General features: G+C 68.5%; 24 protein-coding genes. 13 read left to right on the top strand and 11 right to left on the bottom strand.

The features are described from left to right. Positions 1 to 183: 183 nt before the first annotated feature. The 4 genes from AB0I35_RS14495 to AB0I35_RS14480 form a co-directional block, all read right to left on the bottom strand. Positions 184 to 1,074: an RNA polymerase sigma-70 factor gene (locus tag AB0I35_RS14495; protein ID WP_357396355.1), complete on the bottom strand. Its 891-nt coding sequence runs from the start codon at positions 1,072 to 1,074 to the stop codon at positions 184 to 186. Positions 1,075 to 1,096: 22 nt separating this feature from the next. Further along, positions 1,097 to 2,278 (bottom strand): FAD-dependent oxidoreductase, encoded by a 1,182-nt coding sequence (locus AB0I35_RS14490; RefSeq protein ID WP_357396354.1) that lies wholly within the window; start codon positions 2,276 to 2,278, stop codon positions 1,097 to 1,099. Positions 2,279 to 2,365: 87 nt separating this feature from the next. Beyond that, the gene (locus AB0I35_RS14485) at positions 2,366 to 3,304 is read right to left on the bottom strand and encodes a sigma-70 family RNA polymerase sigma factor (protein ID WP_357396353.1); all 939 of its coding nucleotides are present in this window, start codon (positions 3,302 to 3,304) and stop codon (positions 2,366 to 2,368) included. Positions 3,305 to 3,314: 10 nt separating this feature from the next. Then, the gene (locus AB0I35_RS14480) at positions 3,315 to 4,493 is read right to left on the bottom strand and encodes an FAD-dependent oxidoreductase (protein WP_357396352.1); all 1,179 of its coding nucleotides are present in this window, start codon (positions 4,491 to 4,493) and stop codon (positions 3,315 to 3,317) included. A 111-nt stretch (positions 4,494 to 4,604) separates the two neighbouring features. On the opposite strand from AB0I35_RS14480, the gene AB0I35_RS14475 reads away from it, so the two are divergent. From AB0I35_RS14475 to AB0I35_RS14460, 4 genes are all read left to right on the top strand, one after another. Beyond that, complete coding sequence (locus AB0I35_RS14475) at positions 4,605 to 5,690, top strand: saccharopine dehydrogenase NADP-binding domain-containing protein (RefSeq protein WP_357396351.1); 1,086 nt, start codon at positions 4,605 to 4,607, stop codon at positions 5,688 to 5,690. Positions 5,691 to 5,748: 58 nt separating this feature from the next. Then, on the top strand, positions 5,749 to 5,976 hold the full coding sequence (locus AB0I35_RS14470) for a DUF6480 family protein (protein ID WP_357396350.1): 228 nt from the start codon (positions 5,749 to 5,751) through the stop codon (positions 5,974 to 5,976). 75 nt (positions 5,977 to 6,051) lie between these two features. Then, positions 6,052 to 6,948: a D-alanyl-D-alanine carboxypeptidase gene (locus AB0I35_RS14465; RefSeq protein ID WP_357396349.1), complete on the top strand. Its 897-nt coding sequence runs from the start codon at positions 6,052 to 6,054 to the stop codon at positions 6,946 to 6,948. Between the two features lie 50 nt (positions 6,949 to 6,998). Beyond that, a complete protein-coding gene (locus AB0I35_RS14460) occupies positions 6,999 to 8,540 on the top strand; it encodes an MFS transporter (RefSeq protein WP_357396348.1) in 1,542 nt (513 codons plus the stop codon). A gap of 7 nt (positions 8,541 to 8,547) precedes the next feature. Here AB0I35_RS14460 and AB0I35_RS14455 read toward each other — a convergent pair whose 3' ends face one another. Beyond that, a complete protein-coding gene (locus tag AB0I35_RS14455; RefSeq protein ID WP_357396347.1) occupies positions 8,548 to 8,916 on the bottom strand; it encodes a cupin domain-containing protein in 369 nt (122 codons plus the stop codon). 92 nt (positions 8,917 to 9,008) lie between these two features. Between AB0I35_RS14455 and AB0I35_RS14450 the strand changes: the two genes are divergently transcribed. Then, a complete protein-coding gene (locus AB0I35_RS14450) occupies positions 9,009 to 9,611 on the top strand; it encodes a hypothetical protein (protein ID WP_357396346.1) in 603 nt (200 codons plus the stop codon). Positions 9,612 to 9,615: 4 nt separating this feature from the next. On the opposite strand, the gene AB0I35_RS14445 is transcribed toward AB0I35_RS14450, so the two are convergent. Continuing rightward, positions 9,616 to 10,887 carry a hypothetical protein gene (locus AB0I35_RS14445; RefSeq protein ID WP_357396345.1) on the bottom strand — a complete coding sequence of 424 codons (1,272 nt, stop codon included), beginning with the start codon at positions 10,885 to 10,887 and terminating at the stop codon, positions 9,616 to 9,618. A 77-nt stretch (positions 10,888 to 10,964) separates the two neighbouring features. Further along, entirely contained in the window at positions 10,965 to 12,149 is a 1,185-nt protein-coding gene (locus tag AB0I35_RS14440; RefSeq protein WP_357396344.1) for a glycoside hydrolase family 76 protein, read from the bottom strand. Between the two features lie 527 nt (positions 12,150 to 12,676). Here AB0I35_RS14440 and AB0I35_RS14435 point away from each other — a divergent pair. Both AB0I35_RS14435 and AB0I35_RS14430 read left to right on the top strand, forming a co-directional pair. After that, the gene (locus tag AB0I35_RS14435) at positions 12,677 to 13,015 is read left to right on the top strand and encodes a hypothetical protein (RefSeq protein WP_067489573.1); all 339 of its coding nucleotides are present in this window, start codon (positions 12,677 to 12,679) and stop codon (positions 13,013 to 13,015) included. Positions 13,016 to 13,155: 140 nt separating this feature from the next. After that, positions 13,156 to 13,776 carry a hypothetical protein gene (locus tag AB0I35_RS14430; RefSeq protein ID WP_357396343.1) on the top strand — a complete coding sequence of 207 codons (621 nt, stop codon included), beginning with the start codon at positions 13,156 to 13,158 and terminating at the stop codon, positions 13,774 to 13,776. A gap of 4 nt (positions 13,777 to 13,780) precedes the next feature. Here AB0I35_RS14430 and AB0I35_RS14425 read toward each other — a convergent pair whose 3' ends face one another. Beyond that, entirely contained in the window at positions 13,781 to 14,041 is a 261-nt protein-coding gene (locus tag AB0I35_RS14425; protein ID WP_357396341.1) for a hypothetical protein, read from the bottom strand. Positions 14,042 to 14,249: 208 nt separating this feature from the next. On the opposite strand from AB0I35_RS14425, the gene AB0I35_RS14420 reads away from it, so the two are divergent. The 4 genes from AB0I35_RS14420 to AB0I35_RS14405 all read left to right on the top strand — a co-directional run bounded on the left by AB0I35_RS14420 (position 14,250) and on the right by AB0I35_RS14405 (position 19,736). Beyond that, on the top strand, positions 14,250 to 15,476 hold the full coding sequence (locus tag AB0I35_RS14420) for a glycosyltransferase (RefSeq protein ID WP_357396340.1): 1,227 nt from the start codon (positions 14,250 to 14,252) through the stop codon (positions 15,474 to 15,476). Further along, positions 15,473 to 17,491 carry a glycosyltransferase family 39 protein gene (locus AB0I35_RS14415; protein ID WP_357396338.1) on the top strand — a complete coding sequence of 673 codons (2,019 nt, stop codon included), beginning with the start codon at positions 15,473 to 15,475 and terminating at the stop codon, positions 17,489 to 17,491. The genes AB0I35_RS14420 and AB0I35_RS14415 overlap by 4 nt, the downstream gene beginning before the upstream one ends. 68 nt (positions 17,492 to 17,559) lie before the next feature. Next, positions 17,560 to 18,261 (top strand): response regulator transcription factor, encoded by a 702-nt coding sequence (locus AB0I35_RS14410; protein WP_357396336.1) that lies wholly within the window; start codon positions 17,560 to 17,562, stop codon positions 18,259 to 18,261. After that, positions 18,258 to 19,736, top strand: a complete 1,479-nt coding sequence (locus AB0I35_RS14405) for a HAMP domain-containing sensor histidine kinase (RefSeq protein ID WP_357396335.1) — start codon at positions 18,258 to 18,260, stop codon at positions 19,734 to 19,736. Before AB0I35_RS14410 ends, AB0I35_RS14405 begins: the two co-directional genes overlap by 4 nt. Here AB0I35_RS14405 and AB0I35_RS14400 read toward each other — a convergent pair whose 3' ends face one another. Next, entirely contained in the window at positions 19,737 to 20,621 is an 885-nt protein-coding gene (locus tag AB0I35_RS14400; RefSeq protein WP_357396334.1) for a bile acid:sodium symporter family protein, read from the bottom strand. A gap of 122 nt (positions 20,622 to 20,743) precedes the next feature. After that, positions 20,744 to 22,108 carry an MFS transporter gene (locus AB0I35_RS14395; RefSeq protein WP_357396333.1) on the bottom strand — a complete coding sequence of 455 codons (1,365 nt, stop codon included), beginning with the start codon at positions 22,106 to 22,108 and terminating at the stop codon, positions 20,744 to 20,746. Positions 22,109 to 22,224: 116 nt separating this feature from the next. Here AB0I35_RS14395 and AB0I35_RS14390 point away from each other — a divergent pair, with 116 nt between their 5' ends. After that, positions 22,225 to 22,908: a PAS and ANTAR domain-containing protein gene (locus AB0I35_RS14390; protein ID WP_357396331.1), complete on the top strand. Its 684-nt coding sequence runs from the start codon at positions 22,225 to 22,227 to the stop codon at positions 22,906 to 22,908. A gap of 132 nt (positions 22,909 to 23,040) precedes the next feature. Continuing rightward, positions 23,041 to 23,616: a TerD family protein gene (locus AB0I35_RS14385; protein ID WP_067489596.1), complete on the top strand. Its 576-nt coding sequence runs from the start codon at positions 23,041 to 23,043 to the stop codon at positions 23,614 to 23,616. Positions 23,617 to 23,685: 69 nt separating this feature from the next. Here AB0I35_RS14385 and AB0I35_RS14380 read toward each other — a convergent pair whose 3' ends face one another. Then, the gene (locus AB0I35_RS14380) at positions 23,686 to 24,153 is read right to left on the bottom strand and encodes a hypothetical protein (RefSeq protein WP_357396330.1); all 468 of its coding nucleotides are present in this window, start codon (positions 24,151 to 24,153) and stop codon (positions 23,686 to 23,688) included. Positions 24,154 to 24,474: the final 321 nt, after the last annotated feature.

Raw genomic sequence — 24,474 nt, 5'->3', positions numbered from 1 at the left:
CCTCGCCGAGAAGGGCTTGACGTGAGTCGCTTACCCCGGCCGAGTGCATGAAAACACCTGGTGACGACACAAAGCAGGCGGACCGGCGCCAGGGAGTGGTGGTGCGGGTAGTGCGGTGCCGGCCCGCCTGCACACTATTCGTGTGTAAGGGAGTCGTGGATGGGTGCGACGCGTACGGGCCACTCATCGCAGAGTGAGCGGGGTCGCCGCGTCGATGTGCGTCAGCTTCTGTGGGTTGCGCACGTAGTAGATGCCGGTGATCCGGTCGTCCTCGACGCGGACGGCGAGCACACCGTCGCGCTCGCCGTCGATGGACACCGCCAGCGCGGGCCCGCCGTTGACCAGCGTCGGCTCGACGACGAGGTCGACGGCGTGTTTGGTGAGGCCGCCGACGATGAAGCGCGACACCTTGTCGGCGCCGACGACCGGGCGCGGGTTTGCCTGCTTGATCCCGCCCCCGTCGCTGACGGCAACGACGTCCGGTGCGAGAACGTCGAGCAATCCCTGCAGGTCACGGGTCTCGAGCGCCCGTTGGAACGCTTCGATCGTTGCCTCGGCCTGCTGTGCGCTCACCGTGCGCCGTGGCCTGCGTTCCTCCACGTGCCGACGGGCGCGACTGGCGATCTGGTGCACGGCGGCGGGCGACTTGCCGACCGCCGCCGCGATCTCGGCGTAGCTGATGCCGAACGCCTCGTGCAGCACGAACACCGCGCGTTCGGTCGGGGTCAACGTCTCGAGCACCAGCATCAACCCCATCGACACGCTGTCGGCGAGTTCGACATCGGCGGCGACGTCCGGTGCGGTGAGCAGCGGTTCCGGCAACCACGAACCGACATAGGACTCCCGTCGCCGCTTGAGCGAGCGCAACCGGTTCAGCGCCTGGCGGGTGGTGACGCGCACCAGATACGCGCGCCGGTCCGCCACCTCATCCAGGTCGGCCTTCACCCACCGCAGCCAGGTCTCCTGCAGCACGTCCTCGGCGTCGGCCGCCGAGCCGAGCATCTCGTAGGCCACCGTGAACAGCAGCTTGCGATGCTGCACAAAGGTTTCCGTCGCGTCGACGGGAGTGGTCATCGTCGGTTCTCCTGTCCGTTGCTCAGGCTGTGGTGATCGCGGCGCGGCGGTCGCGCAACACCTGCGGGCGGTGTTTGCCGTCCTTCGGCCAGGAGTGCGAACCCGGCTTGTTCGCCTCGGTGACCAGATGCTTCACGCTGGCCGCGCACGAGAACTCCTTGAGCGCGCGACCGGCCGGGCCGGTGAAGTAGAGGCCCATCGCGGTGTCGTCCTTGTGGCCGAGCTGGAAGATGCCCGCTCGGCGGCCGAAGCTGATGCACATGGCCTGGAAAGCGAGGTCGATCGAGGTGGGTTCGGTCCCGTCGATGCGGTGCGCGATGGTGTCGGCGGCGTGTGCGCCGAGGCAACCGGCCACATAGGCGCTCATCCGGAACGGCAGGTCCGAGGGTGCCGACGAGTCGCCGGCCGCGACGATCCGGTCGTCGTCGACGCTGGTGAGGGTCTCGTCGGTGAGCAGACGCCCGACGGTATCGGTGCGCAGGCCACTGTGTGCCGCCAGTCGCGGTATGCCGAACCCCGCTGCCCAGACGGTGATCTCGCTGGGCAGGGCGGTTCCGGTCGCCAGGCGCACCGACGTCTTCGTCACCTCGGTGACGACCGATTCGGGGCCTTCGAGCAGCCCGACGCCCAGTTTCGTCAGGTACCTGCGGGCGGTTCGCCGGGCTCGGGGGTGCAGGTACGGGCCGAGCGTGCCGCCGCAGACCAGGGTGACCGAACGTCCCTGTTCGGCGAGTTCGGTCGCGGTCTCGATCCCGGTGGGGCCGCCGCCGACCACGGTCACCGGCGCCGACATCGCCCGGTCGAACAGGACCGACCGCAACCGCTGCGCGGCCTCCAAAGTGGCGACGGGATAGGCGAATTCGGCGGCACCAGGTACCTGCGGTTCCGGGGTGCCGCTACCGACGGCGTAGACGAGGTAGTCGAAGTCGAGGTCCGCGCCGTCGGCGAGGGCGACGCGGCGGGCTCCCGCGTCGATCCCGGTGACACTGTCGACGACCAGCGAGACACCCTCGGCCAGGACGTCGCGGTAGTCGACGATCGCGTCGTGGGTTCCGCCGACCAGCTGATGCAGGCGCAGCCGGGGCACGAACACGGGGCGCGGGTTGATCACGGTGATCCGCACATCCTGGCGTGAGCTGAGCCGGTTGGCCGCCATCACCCCGGCGTATCCGCCGCCGATCACGACCACGTGGTTGGTGTCCATGGTGTCTCCTTCGCTCCGAGGGGTTCGAGCACAAGACACCGCACGGGCGAAGATCCTGACATTCTGTGACTCAGATCACTATCGGGTCTACCAGACCTCGATGAGCGGGCTGTCGTGGTCGGTGCGCCGCCACCGCTGGGCGAAACGGGCCAACCGGGCCGGGTTGGCGATGGCACGCAGGCCCGCGATCCGGTCTTCGCGTATCTCCATGATCGCCACGCTGAGGACCCGGTCGTCGAGCGTGAACACGAGGGCCGGGCACCCGTTGACCAGGGCTGCGTGGACATCGGGCACGCGACCGTCGAGGTGTCGTCTGATCGTGTCGGGCCGGAAGCCCGCCCGCATGGCGATCGCCAGCCGGGACGGGCCGGTGAAACGAACGAGCTTGCGGGCGGTGCCGCCCAAGCCGTCGGAAGTGCCCGTGGCATCGGCGGTGAGCAGCGCGACGAGCTGTTCGGTCCGCCCCGACGACGCGGCCGCGACGAACGCCTCCACGATGCGTCGCGCCGCCGCGTGATCGGTGCCGGTTCCATTGTGGGCGGCGGTGATCCGGCGCTTGGCGCGATGCGCGTGCTGCTGACTGGCCGATTCGCTGATGCCGAGAATGTCGGCGATCTCGGCATGGCTGTAGGAGAACGCTTCGCGCAGAACATACACCGCGCGTTCCACCGGGGTGAGCTGTTCGAGCAGCATGAGCACCGCCAGCGTCACCGACTCTCGTTGTTCGGCGGTGTCGGCTGGCCCGAGCATGGGGTCGCCGTCGAGCAGCGGCTCGGGCATCCAAGCACCCACCGCCCGTTCACGACGCACCTTCGCCGAACGCAGACGGTCCAGAGCCAGATTGGTGACGATCTTGGTGAGCCAGGCCTCGGGCACCTCGACGTGGTCGCGATCCGCGGCCTGCCACCGCAGAAAAGCGTCCTGCACCGTGTCCTCGGCATCGGCGGCCGACCCGAGCAGGCGGTACGCGAGTGAGGCCAACCGGTTGCGGTTGGCCTCGAAACGCGCGACGGTCGCGGTGTCCATGAGCACGACTCTAGGCGGCGAGCACCCCGCGCGACGGTGCGCCCGCGGCCGCACGGAAGTGGTGGTCGAGCTTGCCGAACGTCGGGTGGCTGATCGCCCAGCCGCTGGTCCCCACGATGGCCGACTTCACCCAGACGGCCGGCCTGCCACACAGTGCGCCCGGCTTGGCGCGGGCATCACCGTCGACGAACTGGAAGATCGCGTCCTTGCGTCCGAGGCTCACGTGGTTGCCGACGTAGCTCAGCGAGGTGCGCTTGATCGCGCGTCCGGTGAGTTCGCCGATGATCGTCGCCGTGGCCTGCTGCCCGGTGAACCCGGCCGACGCGCACGACATCGGCAGCGGATGACCGTTCCCGCCGATGACGAACCCGCTGTCGCCCGCGACGAACACATTCGGGTGCGATACCGACCGCAGCTCGCGATCCGCGGTGATCTGCCCGTTGGTTTCCACCGCGAGTCCACTGGCGGCGGCGATCGGGTGGACCGCGAATCCGGCCGCCCAGACCGTGGCGTCGGAGACGAAGGCGGTGCCGTCGGCCGCGAACACCGCGCCCTGTTCGACTCGCTCGACCGGGGTGTGTTCGTGCACGGCGATGCCGAGCCGGTCGAAGGCTCGCAGCAGATGCCTGCGCGCTTTCGGCCCGAGCCAACCGCCCACCTCGCCGCTGGTGGCGAGCGTGACCCGCAGGCCGGGACGGGCCTCGGCGATCTCCGTCGCGGCCTCGATGGCGGTGAGGTTTCCGCCGACGACCAGCACGTCGCCGTGCCGGTCCAAGTCGTCGAGGCGGGCGCGTAGCCGCAGCGCCGAGGGTCGTCCGGCCACGTTGTAGGCGTGTTCGGCGACGCCGGGGACACCGTGGTCGGCGATGGTGCTGCCGAGCGTGTAGAGCAGGGTGTCGTAGCCCAGGTGCTCGCCTTCGTCGAGGGTCACCCGGCGCCGGTCGACGTCGAGGGCGGTCACCCTGGCCACCCGCAACCGGATGCCGGTGCCGGCGAAGACCTCGGCCAGCGGACGATGCGGCAGGTCGTGGCCGGCGGCGAGCTGATGCAGCCGCAGCCGCTCCACGAAGTCCGGTTCGGCATTGACGACGGTGATCTCGAAGTCGTCGCCGTGCAGCTGGCGGGCGAGGAAACCGGCGCAGAAGGCCCCGGCGTATCCGGCCCCGAGAACAACGATGCGGTGCTTCATGATTCGCTCCTGTCTGGTTCGCGTACACCCTGAACGAGACAGCTCCCGAATTCCTGACAGCGCGATCGAGTGAACTGGACCACATGCTGATCGAGCGCTTAGTGTTCCCCTATGTCACACCTGGACGGCGAGCCGACTGTTCTCATCTACGGCGCCTACGGATACACCGGTGAACTCGTTGTCGCCGAAGCACTCTCGCGCGGGTTGCGGCCGCTGATCTCGGGTCGCTCGGCCGAGCGGGTCGGTGAGGTCGCCGCCCGGCACGGTCTGACGGCGCGCCCGTTCGACCTCGCCGACACCGGCGACGCCGCCGCGCAACTCGCCGATGTCGACATCGTGCTGCATTGCGCCGGACCGTTCGTCCACACCTACGAGCCGATGCTCGCGGCCTGCCTGGGCAGCGGAACCGACTACCTGGACGTGACCGGGGAGACGCAGGTGTTCGCCGCGATCTACGCCCGCCACGACGACGCGGTGCGTGCCGGGATCACCGTGATCCCCGGCGTCGGATTCGACATCGTCCCGACCGATCATCTCGTCGCCCGCCTGGTCGGCGAGGTACCCGATGCGGTCGGTGCCGACGTGGCGATGATCAGCCGTGGTGGTTTCAGCCGGGGCACGTTGCGCACGGCGGTCGACGGCATCGCCCGCGGCAACCTCGTGCGTTCCGGCGGTGAACTGGTCGCCGTGCCGCACGCGCACCGCGCCCTGACGATCGATGTGGGCCGGGCTCGTCCGGTCGGTGTCGCCAGTACGCCCCTGGGTGATGTGTGCAGCGCGGGCCACGGCTACGGGCTCACCGAGGTGGCCACGTTCACCGCCGTGCCGTTGTCGCCGGTGGTGCGGGCGCTGAGCACGCCGCTGCGGTTCGTCACGGCCAGCGGGGCCGGTCGTGCCGTCACCGACCTGGTGATCGACCGGATTCCGGTTCCCGATCAGGCGACCCGCGACGCCACTCGCAGCACCGGTTGGGCCCGCGTCTACCGCGCCGACGGCAGCGGCCTCTCGCTCGCCGTCGATGTGTCCAACACCTACGCCTTCACCGCGCGTTCGATGGTGCATGCGGCGATCACCCTGCACTCCCGGCCCGCTCCACTCGGCGCGCACACCCCCGCGAACGCGCTCGGCGTCGACTTCCTGCTGTCGATCCCCGGTGGGGACATCAGCTGGCCCTTCCCTGAGCCAAGGCCCGCCTGAGCGGCGATTGAGGACGCCGACCCAGGGTATGTGCGCTGTCAGGAAGGCAGGTGACCCCATGACCTCGATGGATCCCGACCCGCGCAATACCCCCGACCTCGAGCCCGGTGGGGGCGTACCGCCCGGCTCCACTCCGCCGGATTCGCCGCAGACCTCCGGTTTGTCGGCGCCGGAACCGAGCACCCGCCACCACTTCCCGCTCACCGGGATCGCTGCCGTGGTCTTCACGCTGGTGCTCGTCGCCGTGTTCGCGGCCGTGATCGTCGGAGTGATCGCCGCGATGTAGACACCGCGACGCGCGGAAATCCCGCAGGTCGCTGGATTTGTGCGCCAGACTGTGCGCATGCCGACATTTGCCAGGGTGTTGCACACAGTTGTGGCCGGGGCGCTGGTCGTCGCGGCTGGTCACGGCGTCGCGGGCGCCGCACCGTCCGGGAGTGCCGAGGCGCCGTGGGCGGGCGGACCCGAGGGCGTGCAGGCCGCGGGAGCGGCGCTCGCCGACGGATTCACCGGCACAGTGCTGTGGGGGCGCGAGGCGAACACACCGGTCCCGATCGCCAGTATCGCGAAGGTGATGACCGCCATGGTCGCGATCAGCACCGGCGACCTCGAACGACCGGTCACCGTTCCGGCCGAGGCAGGCGCCTACTGTGCCCAGCACAACGGCAGCACCGCCGGACTCACCGCGGGTGAGGTGCTCACCGCCCGCCAGCTCCTCTACGCGCTGCTGCTGCCCTCGGGTTGCGATGCCGCCTATGCCATCGCCGAGTCCTTCGGTCCCGGCCAGGCCGGTTTCATCGGCCGCATGAACGACGCCGCCCGGGTGATGGGCTTGGGCGCCACTCAGTTCACCGACCCCAGCGGCTTGCCCAACCCCACGGACAATTCCACGCACTCCACCCCGGCCGCGCTCGTCGCGCTCGGCGTGCGCGCGATGGCACTGCCCGCGTTCCGAGAGATCGTCGCCGCGCGTGACCACCATGTCCCCGCCGACCACGACAATCGTGAACATCATTGGGAGACAACGAACAAGCTGCTGCACGAATACCCCGGTGCCATCGGCCTGAAAACCGGCAACACCAACGCGGCCGGGCACTGCCTGCTGTTCGAGACGGTGCGCGCGGGCATTCCGTTGATCGGGGTCGTGCTGCACAGTTCCGATACGAGCAGCGCGGTCGCGCGTGAAGACGCCACCCGAATCCTGAACTGGGCCTACGACCCGGTCCTGAGTGTGTTGGAGCCCATCGGCGTGCGCTGAGGGCCGAGCGAGGGTCGGCGCGGTCGCGCGATCGCCAGTAACCTTTGCCCGTGATCACGTTGGGCAAAGGCGCGGCTCGGCCGAAGACGGCATTGGCCGCGGTCGTGGCGGTGGTGTTCGTAACCTTCCTCGATACGACGGTGGTGAGTGTCGCGCTCGGCGCGATCCGGACCGATCTCGGCACCGATGTGACACTGCTGCAGTGGGTGGTCAACTCCTACACGGTCGTTTTCGCCGGGCTGATGCTCGCCGGCGGGTCGCTCGGTGACCGGTTCGGGCGCAAGAAGGTGATGATCGCCGGTTTGGTGATCTTCTGTGCGGGATCGGTGGTTTCGGCGATGGCGAGCACCGTCGGGATGCTCATCGCCGGGCGGGCGATCATGGGGCTCGGTGCGGCGGCCTCGGAGCCGGGGACCCTGTCGGTGCTGCGCCACGTCTTCCCTGACGACCGGGCCCGCGCGAAGGCGATCGGTGTGTGGGCCGCGGTATCGGGTCTTGCGTTGGCGGCCGGGCCGGTTCTCGGCGGTGTGCTCGTGCACGCGTACGGGTGGCGGTCGATCTTCTGGTTCAACCTGGTGATCGGCGCGGTGGCGCTCGTCGCGGCGCTGTGGTCGGTTCCGGAGAGTTCCGATCCCAGCCCGGAACCCATCGACTGGGCGGGTGCCGTACTCGGTGCCACCGCCTTCGGCGCGGTGATCTACGCCGCGACCGTCGGTCAGGACCGTGGGTACACCTCCCCGTCGGTGCTGGGCTTCTTCGCGCTCGGTGCCGTGGCGCTGGTGGCGTTCGTCTTCGTCGAAACCCGCGCTCGCGCACCGATGCTCGACCTGAAGTACCTGCGGATGCCCGTGGTGCGCAGCGCGCTCGTCGTCGCGTTCGCCGTGTACTTCGGGATCTTCTCGATCTTCTTCTTCACCGCGATGTATCTGCAGGTGACGCAGTCGTATTCGGCCGCGCGCACGGCCGCGATCTTCGCGCCGATGGCCGCGACCATCGTGATCGGGTCGCTGGCCGCCGGGTACTGGGTGTCGCGTCGGGGTGCCCGCGTGCCGATGATCCTCGGCTGTGCGGTCGGTGCCGGTGGCATTCTGCTCACCCGTCAGGCGATGAGCGGAACACTGCACGATCCGACGATCGCGGCGGCGATGGCGGTGGCGGGCATCGGGTTCGGGATCGCCGTCGTGCCGTTGACGTCGGCGGTGATGACGGGTGTACCACCGCAGCACTCGGGAATGGCTGCGGCCGTGACGAATACGATGCGCCAGGTCGGATCCGCGTTCGGGGTGGCGATCCTCGGCGCGGTCGTGAGCTCGTTCCTGTCCGCGGACCTCAAGGCCAAGATGACCGAGCTGGGCGTGCCGACCACCCTGCAGCCCGATGCCGTGCAGGCCGTGGAACGCGGTCGCCTGCCCGAGGGCGCCAACCCGTTCAAGTACCTGCCCTACATCAGGGACGTCATGGACGCGGGCAAGGTGGCCTTCCACCAGGGCCTCGACGCGGCCCTGCTCGCCTCGGCGATCCTCATCCTCGCCGCCGCGGCGTTCACCGCCGTCGACGAACGACCCCGCAAACGACAGCCCGCCGAGGTCTGACGACCTCTCAAAGGAGGGAGTCGTCCATCCGAGCGGTGAGTGGACCCGCCGTATCACCGGTATTGCGCACACCGGCCGGCTCGATCAACATCGCGTGCACCTCACCGTCCGCGACCGGACAGTGCTCGACCCCTCGCGGCACCACGAACAACTGCCCCGCCCGCAACACGACGTCACCGTCTCGCATCCGAATGGTCAGTTCGCCCGCGACGACGAAGAACAGCTCATCGGTCTCGTCGTGTTTGTGCCACACGAACTCACCCTCGAGCTTCACCAGCTTGATCTCGTAATCGTTGACTCGTGCCACCACTTTCGGCGACCATCGCTCCGAAAACGCCGACAGTGTGGACGCGAGATCGACTACTTTGTTCGCCATACACCGATCCTGGCACTCGACGGACCTGGATACGCACCGGATCTCTACATTCTCCTCATGTTTTCGGCGGATCGCCCGGATAGGTTTCCGGTGTGAGTGAGTCGAAGCGGGTGTGGGTGTGGCCGGTGGTGGGGGTCGGCGTCATGATCGCGGCGGTGGTGGTTGGCCTGCATTCGGGGTGGGTCGTGACGGCGTTGTGGATTCTGGCGCTGCCGTTGCTCGCGGCGTTCTGGTTGGCGGTGGTGGTCGTCGCGGTGATCGCTGCGTGGCGCACGACGAAAATGGAACGGCGATGGCCACAGGTCGTCGCCGGTCTCGCGGCCGTTGTGAGTATCGGTGTGCCGGTGATGTTCTACCTCTGGCCCGAAGCGCGGGTGTGGACGCGGTTTCAGCTCGAGCGTCCCGCATTCGACGCGGCGGTGGCCAGGGATCTGAGTGTGCGGGACTACTACGGGACCGACCTGCCCACGCATCTGTGCTGGGTGTCGGCCAATTGCAAGGTGGCCGTGGTGCGGACCGTCGACAACCACACGGCGCGTTTTGTGCCCGATTATGTCGGGATCCCCGACGGTGCGGTCGGTTACGCGCAGCTGGACGGTGAACCACCTGCCGAGCCGTTCGAGGTGTTCGGGGATCAGCTGTGTCCGGTCATCGAATTGGGCGACGGGTGGTGGTGGCTGGAGTACTGCGGGTAACGGTTCAGCCGAAGAAGGAGCTGCGGACGGGGCCGGGGGAGCGGACGGGGGTGCGGGGGCCGAGGAGCCAGGCGTCGGCCGTGGTGGTGACGAAAGCAGTGAAGGTGGGGTCGAGGTCGGGTGGGGTTTCGCCGTCTCCGGAGTCGGGGGTTGGGTCGGCGGCGGCGATCTCGGCGGCGATCTCCGATTCGGGGCGGTCGTCGGCGGGGACCGGTTCGAGACCGTTCTCGCCGACCCGCTGGGTGGGTGCCCAGGGCGCGATCACCGTCTGGTGGAGCAGGCCGATGATGTCGGCCGTGACCGGCGGAGGCTGGGTCCAGCACGTGGCGTGTTCGAACAGGATCTGACCAGGGATGCGCTCGTGCAGGGTGACGATGAGGTCGGGGTCGACGGTGCGCAGGTCGTAGGCGACGACGAGGGTGTCGGGGGTGCCGGGCTCGTACGCCTGGGTGGGGAGGTCGAGGACACGCGCCGTGGCGAGACCGATGATGCGGTCCGCCCGATCGGGGAGCAACGAGACCGTACGTGGCGCACGGCCGGCCGCCGACAGCGCGAGCCCAACGCGGTGGATGCTGTATCGGCACAGGGCGGCGTTGTCGCCCAGATAGGCCCAGCGCCCGGTCATCCCGGCGTCGAATCCGTACGGCGACATCGTCGCCAGGTAGCCGCCGGTGAGGGTGAACTGCCAGCCGCGCAGATCCCGATTGTCCAGGGTGCGCACGGCGGACGCACGATCGGCGCGAATCAGCATGCGGCTCACCCGGTCACGGGCGAACACCCAGTCGTCGTCGGGTTCGGGCAGGTCGGCGAACTCGGCGCGGGCAGTCGCCGGATCACCCGCCAGGATCGAGTTGTATACCAGCAGATAGTGTTCCGCCCATTCGCGTGGGCTCGAGCCATACCGCCCCAGCACCTCGACGGCTTCGGCATGGCGGTGTTCGTCCTCCAGTGCGGCGACCAGCTCCGCCAGCGCCTGGCGCACAGTGGAATCCACCCGCAACGCTTCGTGCAGAACCGGAATCGCGGCGAACGACAGGCCGTACTCCACACAGTCGTAGCCGAGCATCGTGAGCGCGCGTGCATCGGTGGCGTCGGGCAGGGCCGCCCGCGCGCTGACCGCCAGCGGCTCCAGCACGGCGGCGTCGGCCAGCTCGATCAGGAAGGTCACGAGTTCGGGGAGCGGAAGCTGCTCGGCGACCGGCCGCAGAGAACGCACGGACCCGCCGAGATCCCCCTGGGCGAGCAACGCACGAGCTTCGTTCAATTCGATCGTCATCGCCACCATCCTGGGTGAGAAGCGGGTAGGCGGCAACTGCGATTCCACTCCTGACAGGTGTTGCGCGCGAGGAGTTCTCAGAACCCGGCAGCTGTCAATCGGCAATCCGCTTCCAGCAGCATCCATCCGCTCAGCTGGATCGAGAGGTCCTGGGGTGGTTCGGCTGCCGGGTCGCCGAGCCGGCTCAGCCCGGCAGACAGCGCGACCGGACGAGACCAGTCCGATCCGAACAGCGGCAGCCCGTCGACCTCGGCGCGATGTTCCCACGCCGCCCGTGCGGACGCATGCACGATCCCCGCCGCGGTCGTATCACCGAGCGCCAGTGCTGTTTCGGTGAGATAGCGCGCGAGGATACCCATGAACAATCCGGAGTCGTCACCGGTGGCACCGTTGATCACTCCGTTGTCGGTGAGGAGTTCACCGACCGCACGCACCAGCTCCCGCGCACGCTCGCGGTACCCGGATTCACCTGTCCGCAAGAACAATTCGGTATCGAGTCCGATCGCGACACCCTGGCAGTAGGTGTGCACCGTGCGGTCCATCGAGCCGCCCGGCTCGTGCACACCGTCGAGAACCAGCCCACTGGCGGCATCACGCAGCCGGGTGTGCAGGAAGTCCGCGAGCCGCACGGCGCGGGGAAGATCGCCGAGCCGGGCCAGGGCGATACCTGTCGGCCCGATCGCGGGCGTGTTGTAGAAGTCGTCGCCGGAGCGCCACGGCACCGCGCCGAGCACCGGATTCCAGCCGCCGACCACCGCGGAGCGCAGGTCGGCGAGCGCGTCGTCGAACCGCACATCGAGCAACCGGTGCGCACGTTCGAGCGCGATCAGCAACCACGCCATGTCGTCGTAGTACCGGTTCGTCCACCCGGTGACATTGCGGGTCCGGATGCCGCGGGCCAGCGCGACCACCCGGTCGACCCGCTCGGGTGTGCGGGCGCGCTGGGCGGCGTCGATCGCACAATCGACGAGGTGGGCCTGCCACCAATAGCACCAGCGGCCGAACGACTGATCGGTGAGCGACGCGGGCCAGACCAGCGTGCCGAGCTGCCGCTGCGGCAATCCCCACAGTGATCGCACATGCCGCGTGACGATCGCGCGCTCGGCCAGCTCGGCCCGCCGTCCGCACTCCCCGGGCACCGCCGCGGCGCCGCGCGTGATCGCCGCGGTCCTGGTCGGCTGGGCCAGGGCGGTGAGCGCCACCGCCGCGCCCGCACCCCACAGCACCCTGCGTCGGCTGATCCCGTCGCCACGCCGTTCCACTCGACTCCCTTGCTGGACATCATCTCCGGGCCCGGCACCGTATCGCCGCTGCCCGGCGTCGGCATGGCGCGCAGCTGAACCGCGCAGGTAGCGCACGAATCGATCGGTTGAACACGGTGAAAGCCCCCTCGGGAGGCACCGATCCGCGACACGAGAAATGTTCGGCCGCAAGATGTCTCACCATTTTCGCGCCACGGCGGTTACGGTGGTGCGGTGGCAGGGACGAGATGTCCCACCGGCCCGCTGATCGTGCGGGTGCTCGAAGGCCACGGCGTAGAAGAAACATCAAGCGGTACCGAGCTCGACCATGCGGATACACCGGCGTATTCGTTCGGTTCGGCGGCGGTGGCGCGTTGATGTCGTTGGGGTAGCCAGGATGTGACGAGCACGATGCTGACAAGTTGCCGACGGCAGCACGTTTCGTGTCGAAGTCGTGTCTTCACACGAGTCTTCCCCAAAAACGGTCGTGATGCGGTAACTTAGCGGCTGCTTTGCCAATGATTGTCTGTGTGAAAGGAATTGGATTCATGGGATTCGAGGCCACGGGAGCGATCGGCGACCACTACAACGAGGCCGGTGGCGCGTCGAGCCCCCTCGGTGAGCCGATCTCGGCTGAACTGGACGCCCCGGGCGGCGGCAAGTACCAGGAGTTCACCGGCGGCGTCATCTACTTCAAGCTGCCCACCGGAGCCAAGACCGTCTACGGCGCGATCCGTCAGGCGTGGGAAGCCGAGGGTGGCGCGGGCGGCCGTCTCGGCTACCCGACCTCCGACGAGCAGGACATCGAAGGTGGCAAGATCAGCCACTTCGAGAACGGATCGATCAGCTACTCGATCGCCGACGACGCGGTGACGATCAACGCCTAGCGTGATCGTCACAGGTGGGCACCGATCCGGCGGGTCGGTGCCCATCGTCGTATCCGGGGTAGTGATTGCCGGGTGCGTGCGTATTCGGTCCGGCGCGGGGTACACGCCACCCACCTCTGTTGTCGATGATGGGAGGCGTCATGGTGAATGTCGACGAGAAGGGCGCGGCCGGGCGCGGCGGTAGGGTGCACATCCCGCGCAGTCGCGGCGCGCTGGGCGGTCTGGCAGTGCTGCTGCTCGGTATCTGGGGCGCGCTCATACCGTTCATCGGTCCGTATTTCGATTTCGCCTACACCCCGGACGAACCGTGGGTCTGGACGACGGCGCGTGGCTGGCTGCAGGTGCTGCCCGGCGTGGTCGCCATCGTGGGCGGCCTGCTCATGCTGATGAGCCGCAATCGGGTGGTCGCCGGCTTCGGCGCCTGGCTCGGTGTCGCGGCGGGCGCGTGGTTCGTGATCGGACCGTTCCTGGCCGCCTGGTTCCGGCTCGGGGACATGGGTGAACCCGTGGCCGGCTCGGACGTCAAGCGCGCACTGCTGCAGCTGACGTTCTTCTACGGGCTCGGCGCGCTGATCCTGTTCTTCGCCGCGAGCTCGTTGGGCAGGCTGTCGGTGCGCAGCACCCGGGACATCGCCTTCGCCGAACGCACCCGCGTCGTCGGCGACGATCGGGCTCGCGTGGTGGAGGACGAAGCCGTACCCACCGAGGGAGCGCACACCCGAGGGTTCGGAACGCGCGGTATCCGGCACCGCCCGGTGTGAGCGGTCAGGCCGTCTTGACCGTGACCACCGTGTCGGCGCTGGGGTAGTCGAGGACGCGCAGCCGCCCGGTGACCAGGTCGACGGTGTCGGCGACCACACGACCGGCCCGGCGCGCGTCGTCGGCGAAGCTGGTGCTCACCACCCGGTAGCTGCGCTTGGCGGTGAGCACGATGTCACCGGCGCGCAGGTGACCGGCGGACCGGGGTGCTCCCTCGGCGTCCTCGGCCGCGCCGGTTCCCTTGATGAGCTCGATCAACTTCAGCACTGTGTTCTCCCAGTATGTGAAAACGCCGTCTGACGCCCCGCGCGCCGGTCGGCGAGCGGTATCCAGCTCTCTGTACCCCTGATCGTGATGGTTGAACCCTCCGATTCCGGGCACTCCTGGCCATTCGCCGGGGGCCACACGCGAGCTTCCAGGAACTTCCCAGGTCAGACGCAGGTCTGCGCCAGTTTCGCCGATCACTGTCGGTGTCATGACCGACACAGAGACCGCCACCTGGGCGGCAACCGTGGCCGAGGTGATCACCGCCCCCGGGGTGGACGTGGTCGTCCCGGTCCACAACGAGGAAAACGACCTGGCCGACTGCGTGCGCAGGCTGCACGCCTTCCTGCGTGACGGCTTCCCGTTCAGCGCACGCATCACCATCGCCGACAACGCCTCCACCGACAACACGCTGTTGATCGCCGAACACCTGGCCGCCGAACTCGACGGCGTGCGGGTGGTGCACCTGGACCGCAAGGGCCGGGGACGGGCGCTGCACTCGGTGTGGAGCGGCTCCGATGCCCAGGTGGTCGCCTATATGGATGTCGACCTGTCGACCGATCTCAACGCCCTGCTGCCGCTCGTCGCGCCGCTGATGTCGGGGCATTCCGACATCGCGATCGGTTCCCGGCTCGCCACGTCGGCCCGGGTGGTGCGCGGACCGAAACGAGAGCTGATCTCGCGCAGCTACAACCTGCTGCTGCGCACCTGCCTGCAGGTGCGGTTCTCCGACGCTCAATGCGGCTTCAAGGCGATGCGTGCCGAGGTGGCCCGCGAGCTGCTGCCATTGGTGCGCGATCGTGAATGGTTCTTCGACACCGAGGTGCTCGTGCTCGCCGAGCGGGCGGGGCTGCGCATCCACGAGGTGCCCGTCGACTGGATCGATGATCCCGACAGCCGCGTCGACATCGTCGACACCGCGCGCAAGGATCTGCTGGGGATGTGGCGGGTCGGCCGGGAGATGGTGAGCGGGCGCCTGCCGGTCGCGGAGCTGCGGGCCGCGATCGGGCGAGAACCACTGGTCCCCGGTGTGCCGGTGGGCATGGTGGGGCAGCTGGTGCGTTTCGCCTTCGTCGGTGTGCTGTCGACTCTGGCCTATGTGGTGCTGTATCTGCTGATGCAACCGGCCGTCGGTGCGCAGGCGGCGAATCTGCTCGCCCTGCTGGTGACCGCGGTGGCGAACACCGCGACCAACCGCGCCTTCACCTTCGGCATCCGTGACCCGCGAAGGCGTGCGGCGCACCATGTTCAGGGGCTGCTGATCTTCCTGTTCGGTCTCCTGATCACCAGTGGGTCGTTGTTCGCGCTGCATCGGTGGGCGGTGGGCGCGTCGGTGCAGGTCGAGCTGGCTGTGCTGGTCGTCGCGAATTGCGTGGCCACGCTTGCTCGTTTCGTCGGGCTGCGCTGGGTGTTCCGTGGTGCGGGTGATCGCCGATGACCGCGCTGATGACGAAGCCGGCGGCCGAACCGGTAGTCGACAACCTCTCGACCCGACCACGATGGGAGTTCCCCCCTCTCGCCGCGCTGCTGATCGGCACCGCGGTGGCCTACCTGTGCAACCTGACCGCCGGCGGCTGGGCCAACTCGTTCTACGCCGCCGCCGTGCAGGCCGGCTCGGTGTCGTGGAAGGCGTTCTTCTTCGGATCGTCGGACGCGGCGAACGCGATCACGGTCGACAAGACACCGGCCGCGCTGTGGCCGATGGAATTGTCGGCGCGGGTATTCGGATTCAGCAGCTGGAGCATGCTGGCACCGCAGGTGCTGCTCGGTGTCGCGTCGGTGGCGCTGTTGTGGGCGACGGTTCGCCGCTACCACGGTGCGACGGCCGGTCTGCTCGCCGGTCTGGTCCTTGCCCTGACTCCGGTGGCCGCGTTGATGTTCCGCTTCAACAACCCCGATGCACTGCTGGTGTTCCTGATGATCGCCGCGGCCTGGGCCATGTTGCGCGCCACCGAATCCGGGCGTTGGCGCTGGCTGGTGCTGTGTGGGCTGTTCATGGGATTCGGCTTCCTGGCCAAGCAGCTACAGGTGTTGCTCGTTCTCCCGGCGCTGGCTCTGGTGTACCTGTTCGCGGGGCCGCCGAAGCTGGGTACCCGGCTGCTGCAACTGTTCGCCGCCGGTGTGGCGATGGTGGTGGGTGCGGGCTGGTGGGTGCTGATCGCCCAGCTGTGGCCGGTGGACTCGAGACCGTACTTCGGTGGCTCCCAGAACAATTCGATCATCGAGCTGACCCTCGGCTACAACGGTCTCGGTCGGCTCAGTGGTGACGAGACGGGCAGCGTCGGCCCCGGTGGTGAACTCCCCGCCGGTGGCAACGGCATGTGGGGGCAGACCGGCATCACCCGCTTGTTCGATTCCGCTCAGGGCGGGCAGATCGCGTGGCTGCTGCCTGCCGCGCTGATCCTCACCGTCGTGGCCCTGATCTGCTACGGCCGTGTACCGCGCACAGATATGCCACGGGCATCGGTAATGCTCTGGGGCGGTTGGCTGCTCGTGACCGGGCTGGTCTTCAGCTTCATGAAGGGGATCTTCCACCAGTACTACACGGTCGCCCTCGCACCCGCGGTCGCAGCGCTGACCGCGATCGGCGCTGTCCTGCTCTGGCAGCATCGCGACCGGATGACGGCTCGCATATGCGCCGCCGCGACGATGGGCGTGACCACGGCCACCGCCTGGGTACTGCTCTCGCGCACCAGCGATTTCGTGCCCTGGCTGCGATGGGTGATCCTGGTCGGCGGCCTCGGCGCGGTGTTCGCGCTGCTGTTGCCGCCCGCACCGAAACGGTCGGCGTTCGCGGCGCTGCTCGCCGGGACCGTCGCGCTGAGCGGACCCGCCGCCTACACCGCTGAGACCATCGCCTCGGTCAACGCCGGATCCATTCCCAGTGCGGGCCCGCAAGTCCGTGGCGGACGGGGCATGCCCGGGCCCGGTGGCGAAATGCCGGACGGTAGAGGAGGAATGGGGGGCCGCGCCGATGCGCCGATGGCCGGTACCGTGCCTGCGGACGGAGCTCCCGGCAAGGATTCCGGTCGGAATGTTCCGAGCTCGACGGTCGAGACAACTGCGCTCGATGGAGGTGCTTCCGGTAGCACTGTGCCGAACGGCGGCGGCTTCCTCGGTGGTGCGAGCCAGGTGAGTGACAAGGTGATCGCGCTGCTCACCGACGACGCGGACAACTACACCTGGGTCGCGGCGGCCACCGGCTCGAACTCCGCCGCCACCTACCAGCTGGCCACCGAACTGCCGGTGATGTCGCTGGGCGGGTTCAACGGCAGCGACCCGTTCCCGACGCTCGCTCTGTTCCAGCAGTACGTGGCCGACGGCCGGATCCACTACTTCATCGCGGGCGGCGGTCCAGGGGCGCGGGGCGACGATGCGATCGCCGCCTGGGTGGCGGCGAACTTCGCCGCCGAGCAGGTCGACGGCGTCACCGTCTACGACCTGACCAGCTGACCGGCGTTCACAGGAAACGCCCAGTTTCCTTCCAGGTCCGTGTGCGGTGGGCCAGCCATGCTGAATCCATGACCGCCGAACCACCCGAAGCCCGCATCCTCGTCGTCGACGACGAGCCGATGATCGTCGAGCTGCTCAGCACCAGCCTGCGATTCCAGGGCTTCGAGGTGGTGACCGCCGCCGACGGTGCGGCCGCGCTCGACACCGCGCGCCGCTTCCGTCCCGATGCCCTGGTGGTGGACGTGATGATGCCGGGCATGGACGGTTTCACCCTGCTGCGCAGGTTGCGTGCCGACGGCGTCCAGGCACCCGTGCTGTTCCTGACCGCCCGCGACCAGACCGAGGCCAAACTGACCGGTCTCGGTCTCGGCGCCGACGACTACGTGACCAAACCGTTCAGTCTCGAGGAGGTGATCGCCCGCATCCGGGTGATCCTGCGCCGTGCGGGCACGGTCGCTCCGCAACGGACTCCCCGGTTGCGCGTCGCCGACATCGAGCTCGACGACGAGAGTCACGAAGTGTGGAAGGCGGGGGAGCCGGTGAGCTTGTCGCCGACCGAATTCACGCTCCTGCGCTACTTCATGGTCAACGCGGGCAAGGTGCTGAGCAAGCCGATGATCCTGGATCACGTGTGGCACTACGACTTCGGCGGTGACGCGAACATCGTCGAGTCGTATGTGTCGTATCTGCGACGCAAGATCGACACCACCGAACCCAAACTCATCCACACGCTGCGCAGCGTCGGATACGTGCTGCGGGAACCCAGGTGAGCGTCTCGGCTCGGGTCGCACGGCGTTTCGCCGCTGTGCCGCTGCGTGTCGGGCTGGTGCTCGTGCTGCTCGCGCTCGCGACGGTGGTGCTCACCGCGGTGGGGGTGGTGGTCACCTCGGTGATGTCGAACTCGCTCACCGACCGGGTCGACGAACAGCTCATCGATGCCGCGCGCACCTGGGCGCAGCCGAGAGCGATGAAGCAGATCATCGACTCGGCGGGCAACACCCGCTGGGTACCCGCCGACGCACCGGATGTCGTACCGATGGAAGGGGAGCAGCCGCGCCGGTTCGCCGAGATCCGCACCGGGCCCGACGGCGAGGTCTATCTCGAGTCGCCCGGCGCCACCGACGGCTCGTCCGGACTGCCCGACGTCACTGGTGACGAGCGCGGCCCGCGCACGGTCGGACCCCGCAGCGGTCCCGACACCAGCTGGCGGGTGCTGACCACCACGAACGGCCACGGCTCGGTCACCGTCGGGCTGTCGCTGTCGGAAACCCGGCAGACGATCACGGGCCTGCTTCTGGTGCAGGTCGTCGCGGGCGTCGCCGCGTTGCTGCTGCTCGGCGTCGTCGGCTATCTGGTGGTGCAGTGGAGCCTTCGCCCGTTGCGTGCGGTGGAGGAGACAGCGGCCGCCATCGCCGACGGTGATCTGCACCGCCGTGTTCCGGTGCGCGGTGTCGACACCGAGGTCGATCATCTCGCCCGCTCACTGAACGTGATGCTCACCCGGATCCAGGACGGTGTCGCCGCGACCGAGGCCTCGGAGGCGGCGGCGCGTCGCTCCGAGGCGAGGATGCGTGAGTTCGTCGCCGACGCCAGCCACGAATTGCGCACCCCGCTCACCACCATCCGGGGATTCGCCGAGCTGTACCGGCACGGGCACCGCACCGACCCCGAAATCCTCTTCGGCCGGATCGAGGCCGAGTCCATCCGGATGGGCGGCCTGGTCGGTGACCTGCTGATGCTCGCCGATCTCGACGCCAACCGGCCCCTCGAGCGGACCCCCGTCGACCTGCTCGCCCTGGCGCGCGACGCGGTGGGCGACGCCCACGCCCGCGACGCCGGACAGCCCGTCACCCGCGCGATCGAGCTGGAAGTCGCCGGTGACGGAGCCATGGTCGTGATCGGGGACGAGGCAAGACTGCGGCAGGTCATGGCGAACCTGCTGGGCAACGCACTCACGCATACTCCGCCCGGAACGCCGGTCACCGTGCGTCTGCGCCCCGGTGAGGACGAAGTCGCCATCGATGTCGTCGACGAGGGGCCCGGTCTGCCGCCCGAGGCCGCGTCGCGCGTGTTCGAACGGTTCTATCGCACCGACGACTCGCGCACACGCTCCAGCGGGGGCTCAGGTCTCGGATTGTCGATCGTCGCGGCACTGGTGGCGGCCCACGGCGGGCACGTCGGCGTCGAGAGCACGCCCGGTCGGGGCGCCACGTTCACCGTGGTGCTGCCCCGCGACCTGCGCTGACTACGCCGTGACCGGCGCGGGTTCCCGGTGCACCGCCCGGCGGCTGATGAGCGCGCCGAACAGTGTGGCCAGGGGCGTCATCAGCACGGCGTACACGGCGGCGGGCACCGCGATGCGCGCACTGTCGAGGACGGTGATCGCCAGCGTGATGGCGATCGCGCTGTTGTGCACACCGACCTCCATCGACGACGCGATCGCTTGCGGCGCGCTCACCCCGAACGCCAAGGGCACCAGGTAACCGGTAACGAGGCTGATGACACAGAACACCATGGTGATCGCGCCGACATCGAGGAAGTAGCCGCCGATCGCCGCCCGGTCCGCGATCATCGTGACCGCCACGATCACCGCGAGGATCAGCACCGACGCGATGCGTACCGGTAGGTCCATCCGGGCCGCGAACCCCGGCGCCCGTCGCCGCACCTGCATGCCGATCAGCACCGGGATCAGCACGATCGCGATCACCTGCACGGTCTTGCCGAACTGCAACCCCAGCTGACCGGTCTCGTTGTCGGCGAATTGGTGGACGGCCAGATTGGTGACCACCGGCACGGTCACCACACACAGCATGGAATTGACCGCGGTGAGCGTCACATTCAGTGCCACGTCACCACGGAACAGGTGACTGAACAGATTCGCGGTCGCCCCACCCGGCGAGGCGGCGAGCAGCATCATCCCCACCGCGAGCAACGGCTCGAGGTCGAACAGCATCACCAGCCCGAATGCCACCGCGGGCAACACGACCACCTGACACACCAGGGCCACCGCGACGGCCTTGGGCGCCCGGGCGACCCGCGTGAAGTCGGCCCCGGTCAGCGACAGACCGAGCCCGAACATGATGACGGCCAGCGCCGGCGGCAGAGCCGTGGAAAGAAACGAGGAATTCATGCACCACCGATCGTCGCGGAACCCCTACCTTATGCGGCAACAGCTTTCGCCACACCGCTGTTCGAGCGAACCCGAGCCGGGCAGCGTCGGACAGCGATGTGGCGATGGTCCGTGTGCGGGTCTCAGGCGGCGAGGGCGTCGGCGTCGCGCGGCCACCGTCGATGTGCTGCGTCGATGACGTAGGGATGGGTGTGCTGGTAGAGCCGGTCGGTGATGCGTACCGCGTCGGCCAGGCGTGTGGGGTCGATGGTGCCGATCTCGTGCAGGTGGGTGATCTCGGCCGGGTCGCGGCGGGGCCAGGACCGCAGCGCGACCGTGGTACCGAGGGCGGCCAGGCCGAGCAGCACCAGCCAGGTGGTCGTGAAACCGGCTGCGGTGGTGAGCCATCCGGCGATCGGATAGGTGAGCAACCACGCCAGGTGCGACAGCGAGAACTGCGCGGCGAACAACGCGGCCCGGTCGGCGGGTTGCGAGGACCGCCGCAGAATCTGCCCGGTCGGGGTCAGGACGGCGGCAGTGCCCGCCCCGATCACGGCCCACACGGCGCCTGCCGCGATCCAGCGCCACTGTCCCGCCGCGGCGTTCGACAGCGCGACGGCCGCACCGAGGCCGGTCATCAGGGTGGCCGCACCGCTCAGCATCACCGGCCGCGGACCGACCCGATCGAGCACCCGCGGCAACGACAACGCCACCACCATGGTGCCGAAACCGTTGGCGGCCAGCAGGATCGCGACACCGGTCTGCGAACCGCCGAGCGTGTCGCGCACATAGTTGACGGTGTTGACCATGATGACCGACCCGGCCGCCGCGACCACCAGGTTCAACCCGAGCAGCCCACGTAGCCGGGGCGTCGCGGCGAATATCCGCATTCCCACCGCGATCCGCTGCGCGAAACTGCCACCGGTGCTCGCCCCCGCGTCGGGGATCCTGGTGGCGACCACGAGGACGGCCGAGACCACGAAGCCGACGGCGGTGCCGACGAACAGCCAGTGGAAGCTGATCAGGGTGAGTGCCGCCGCCGCGAGCATGGGGCTGAGCAGCGTCTCCATGGTCGCGGCCAGCTGGGCCGCCGACAGCGCCCGGGTGTAGTCGCGTTCGTCGGGCAGGATGTCGGGGATCACCGCCTGATATGTGGGAGTGAAGGCCGCCGAGGCGGTCTGCAGCACGGCGATGAGTACGTAGATGTGCCAGATCTGGTCGATGAACGGCAACGCGAGCACCACGGCACCGCGCACCGCATTGAGCGAGACGAGGAAGAGCCTGCGTGGGAACCGATCGGCATAAGCGGCGACGATCGGGGCGACGGTCACGTACACGAGCATTTTGATGGTGAGCGCGGTGCCGAGCACGGCGCCTGCCTCGGCGCCCGCCAGTTCGTAGGCGAGCAGACCGAGTGCGACCGTGGTCAACCCGGTGCCGAACAGCGCCGTCATCTGGGCGGTGAAGAGCCGGAGATAGTCGCGGTTGGCGAACAGCGAGGTGATCATGCTCTGAAGGTACGACTCCGCGACCGGAAAGTAAACCCCTAGGGGGTATAGGTATCCAACTTGCGGATTCGAGCCCGATAGCTCCCTGACCGGGTGCGATAGGGGATACTTCGCAGGTGACGTTGAGTGAAGAATCAGTACCGGACGCGGTCACCGCGATCAGCCAGGTGATCGGCGCCGAGGCCTGCTCGGGCATCGGTTCGTTCCAGTTCTGGTTCGCCGACGGGCGCTGGGTATGGTCCGACGAGCTCGCCGAGATCTACGGCTACGGCCCCGGTGAGGTCGAGCCGACCACCGAGCTGCTGCTGTCCCACAAGCATCCCGACGACCAGCAGGATCTCGGCACCGCGATCACCTGCGCCATCGACGCGGGTGAACCGGTCTGCGGCAGGCACCGCATCATCGACACCCGAGGCGCGGAGCACGAGGTGATCATCGTCGGCGACCATCTCACCGACGACGACGGCACGGTGATCGGCACCACCGGCTACTACATCGACGTCACCCACCGTCTGGAAGAGGAACGCAAGGAGACCCTCGACGAGACCCTGCCCGAACTGATCGAGGCGCGCGCCGCCATCGAACAGGCCAAGGGGGTGCTCGTCCTCATGTACGGCGTCGGCCCCGACCAGGCGTTCAAAGTGCTGCGCTGGCGCTCCCAGGAGACGAATACCAAACTCCGCGACCTCGCCGCCCAGCTGGTCGAGGACGTCCGCGGCCTCGAGCCCCAGGTGCCGGGTTGCCGGACCCGCTTCGACCACCTGCTGCTGACCGCGCACGAACGGGTCGATCAGGCCTGATCCGGTAGCGGAATCCGGCTGTATACCAGACTTTTTCGGGTTCCCGGCGAGCCGTCGCCGCGTCGCCTCGCAGTGCTAGTGTGCGAATCGTCGGCGCCCTCTGTGCCGCGTTGATCGATGGGAGTAATCGGTATGGGTGTCAGTTTGTCCAAGGGTGGCAACGTCTCGCTGACCAAGGCGGCGCCGAACCTCACCGCCGTGGCGGTCGGTCTCGGCTGGGATCTGCGGACCACCACCGGCACGGACTTCGACCTCGACGCCAGCGCCATCGCGCTCGGCGCCGACAAGAAGGTCGTGTCCGACAAGCACTTCGTGTTCTTCAACAACCTGAAGTCCCCCGAGGGCGCGATCGAGCACATCGGTGACAACCGCACCGGTGAGGGCGAGGGCGATGACGAGGTCGTCAACGTCGACCTGGCCAACACCCCGCCGACCATCGAGAGCATCGTCTTCCCGGTCTCGATCTACGACGGCCTCACCCGCAACCAGTCCTTCGGCCAGGTCCGCAACGCCTACATCCGCGTGGTCGACCAGGCCAACGGCGAGGAACTGGCCCGCTACGACCTGTCCGAGGACGCCTCGACCGAAACCGCCATGGTCTTCGGTGAGCTGTACCGCAACGGCGCCGAATGGAAATTCCGTGCCATCGGCCAGGGCTACGCCTCCGGCCTCGAGGGCATCGCCCGCGATTTCGGCGTCAACCTCTGATTCGCAACGCACCGGGGCCAGCCACGCGGTCCCGGTGCGTTTCCTGCTGCTCCTCCGAGCTTCCGAGTCTCAGGGCATTTCGACGGTTTCCGCCCGGGCGATCTCGCCGATGGCACGGATGATGCTGTCGCGCGTGGGGACGCGCGTTGCTTCGGCGAGGTGGGAGATCAGGAGGACGGCGGCGGGGTGAGGGTCGGCCGGTGGGTGGTCGGGATGTTCGTCGATCCCGAGGGCACCGGTGAGGGCGGTGGCGACGGTGGTGGGGTCGAGGCCGGGAAGCCAGGGGATCGACTGGCGGATCACGTCGGTCAAGACGGAGCGGATGTCATCGGCGGCGAGACCGTCGGGATGGGCTGCCTCGAGAAGTTCGCGAATCACGGCAGACAAGACGACGGTCACCTGGTCGGTCGGGAGGTCTGCGAGATTACCGATGTGTTCGCGGAAGGCGCATTCTTCCCGGGTTCGCGCGGCCTCGACGGATGCCGCGACAGTAGCCGCGATCGTGCGAGCCGACGACGGCCAATCGGACGGCCACATGGTGCTCCTCGCAAATCGGATCGCGCACGGGTACGGCGCGGGTCGGCCCCAAGCCTAGCGAGTGGGGAAGCTCGCCTTCGTGGCTGCGGCGTCGGTTCGCGCCGCATCCGTCGCCGGGTGCGCGGAGACCTTTCGGGGCGATGGATTCCGGCGCCGACGACCGTGCGCGGGCCAACGCTGTCGTCGCCGTTGAATCGGCATGGGACGACGCGCATTCCGCGCGCGAGCACCGCTGTCCCAGCCGGCGATCTGATCGCAGAGGCCGTGGACAATGTCACCGCCGCCTTGATCGAGTCCGGTCTGCCGCCGGCCTCGGCTGCC

This window comes from Nocardia sp. NPDC050378 (assembly GCF_040655675.1).
GTDB classification, from domain to species: Bacteria; Actinomycetota; Actinomycetes; order Mycobacteriales; family Mycobacteriaceae; genus Nocardia; species Nocardia coubleae.
The sequence above is the reverse complement of the archived record's forward strand: the minus strand, read 5'-3'. Positions and strand labels throughout refer to the sequence as shown.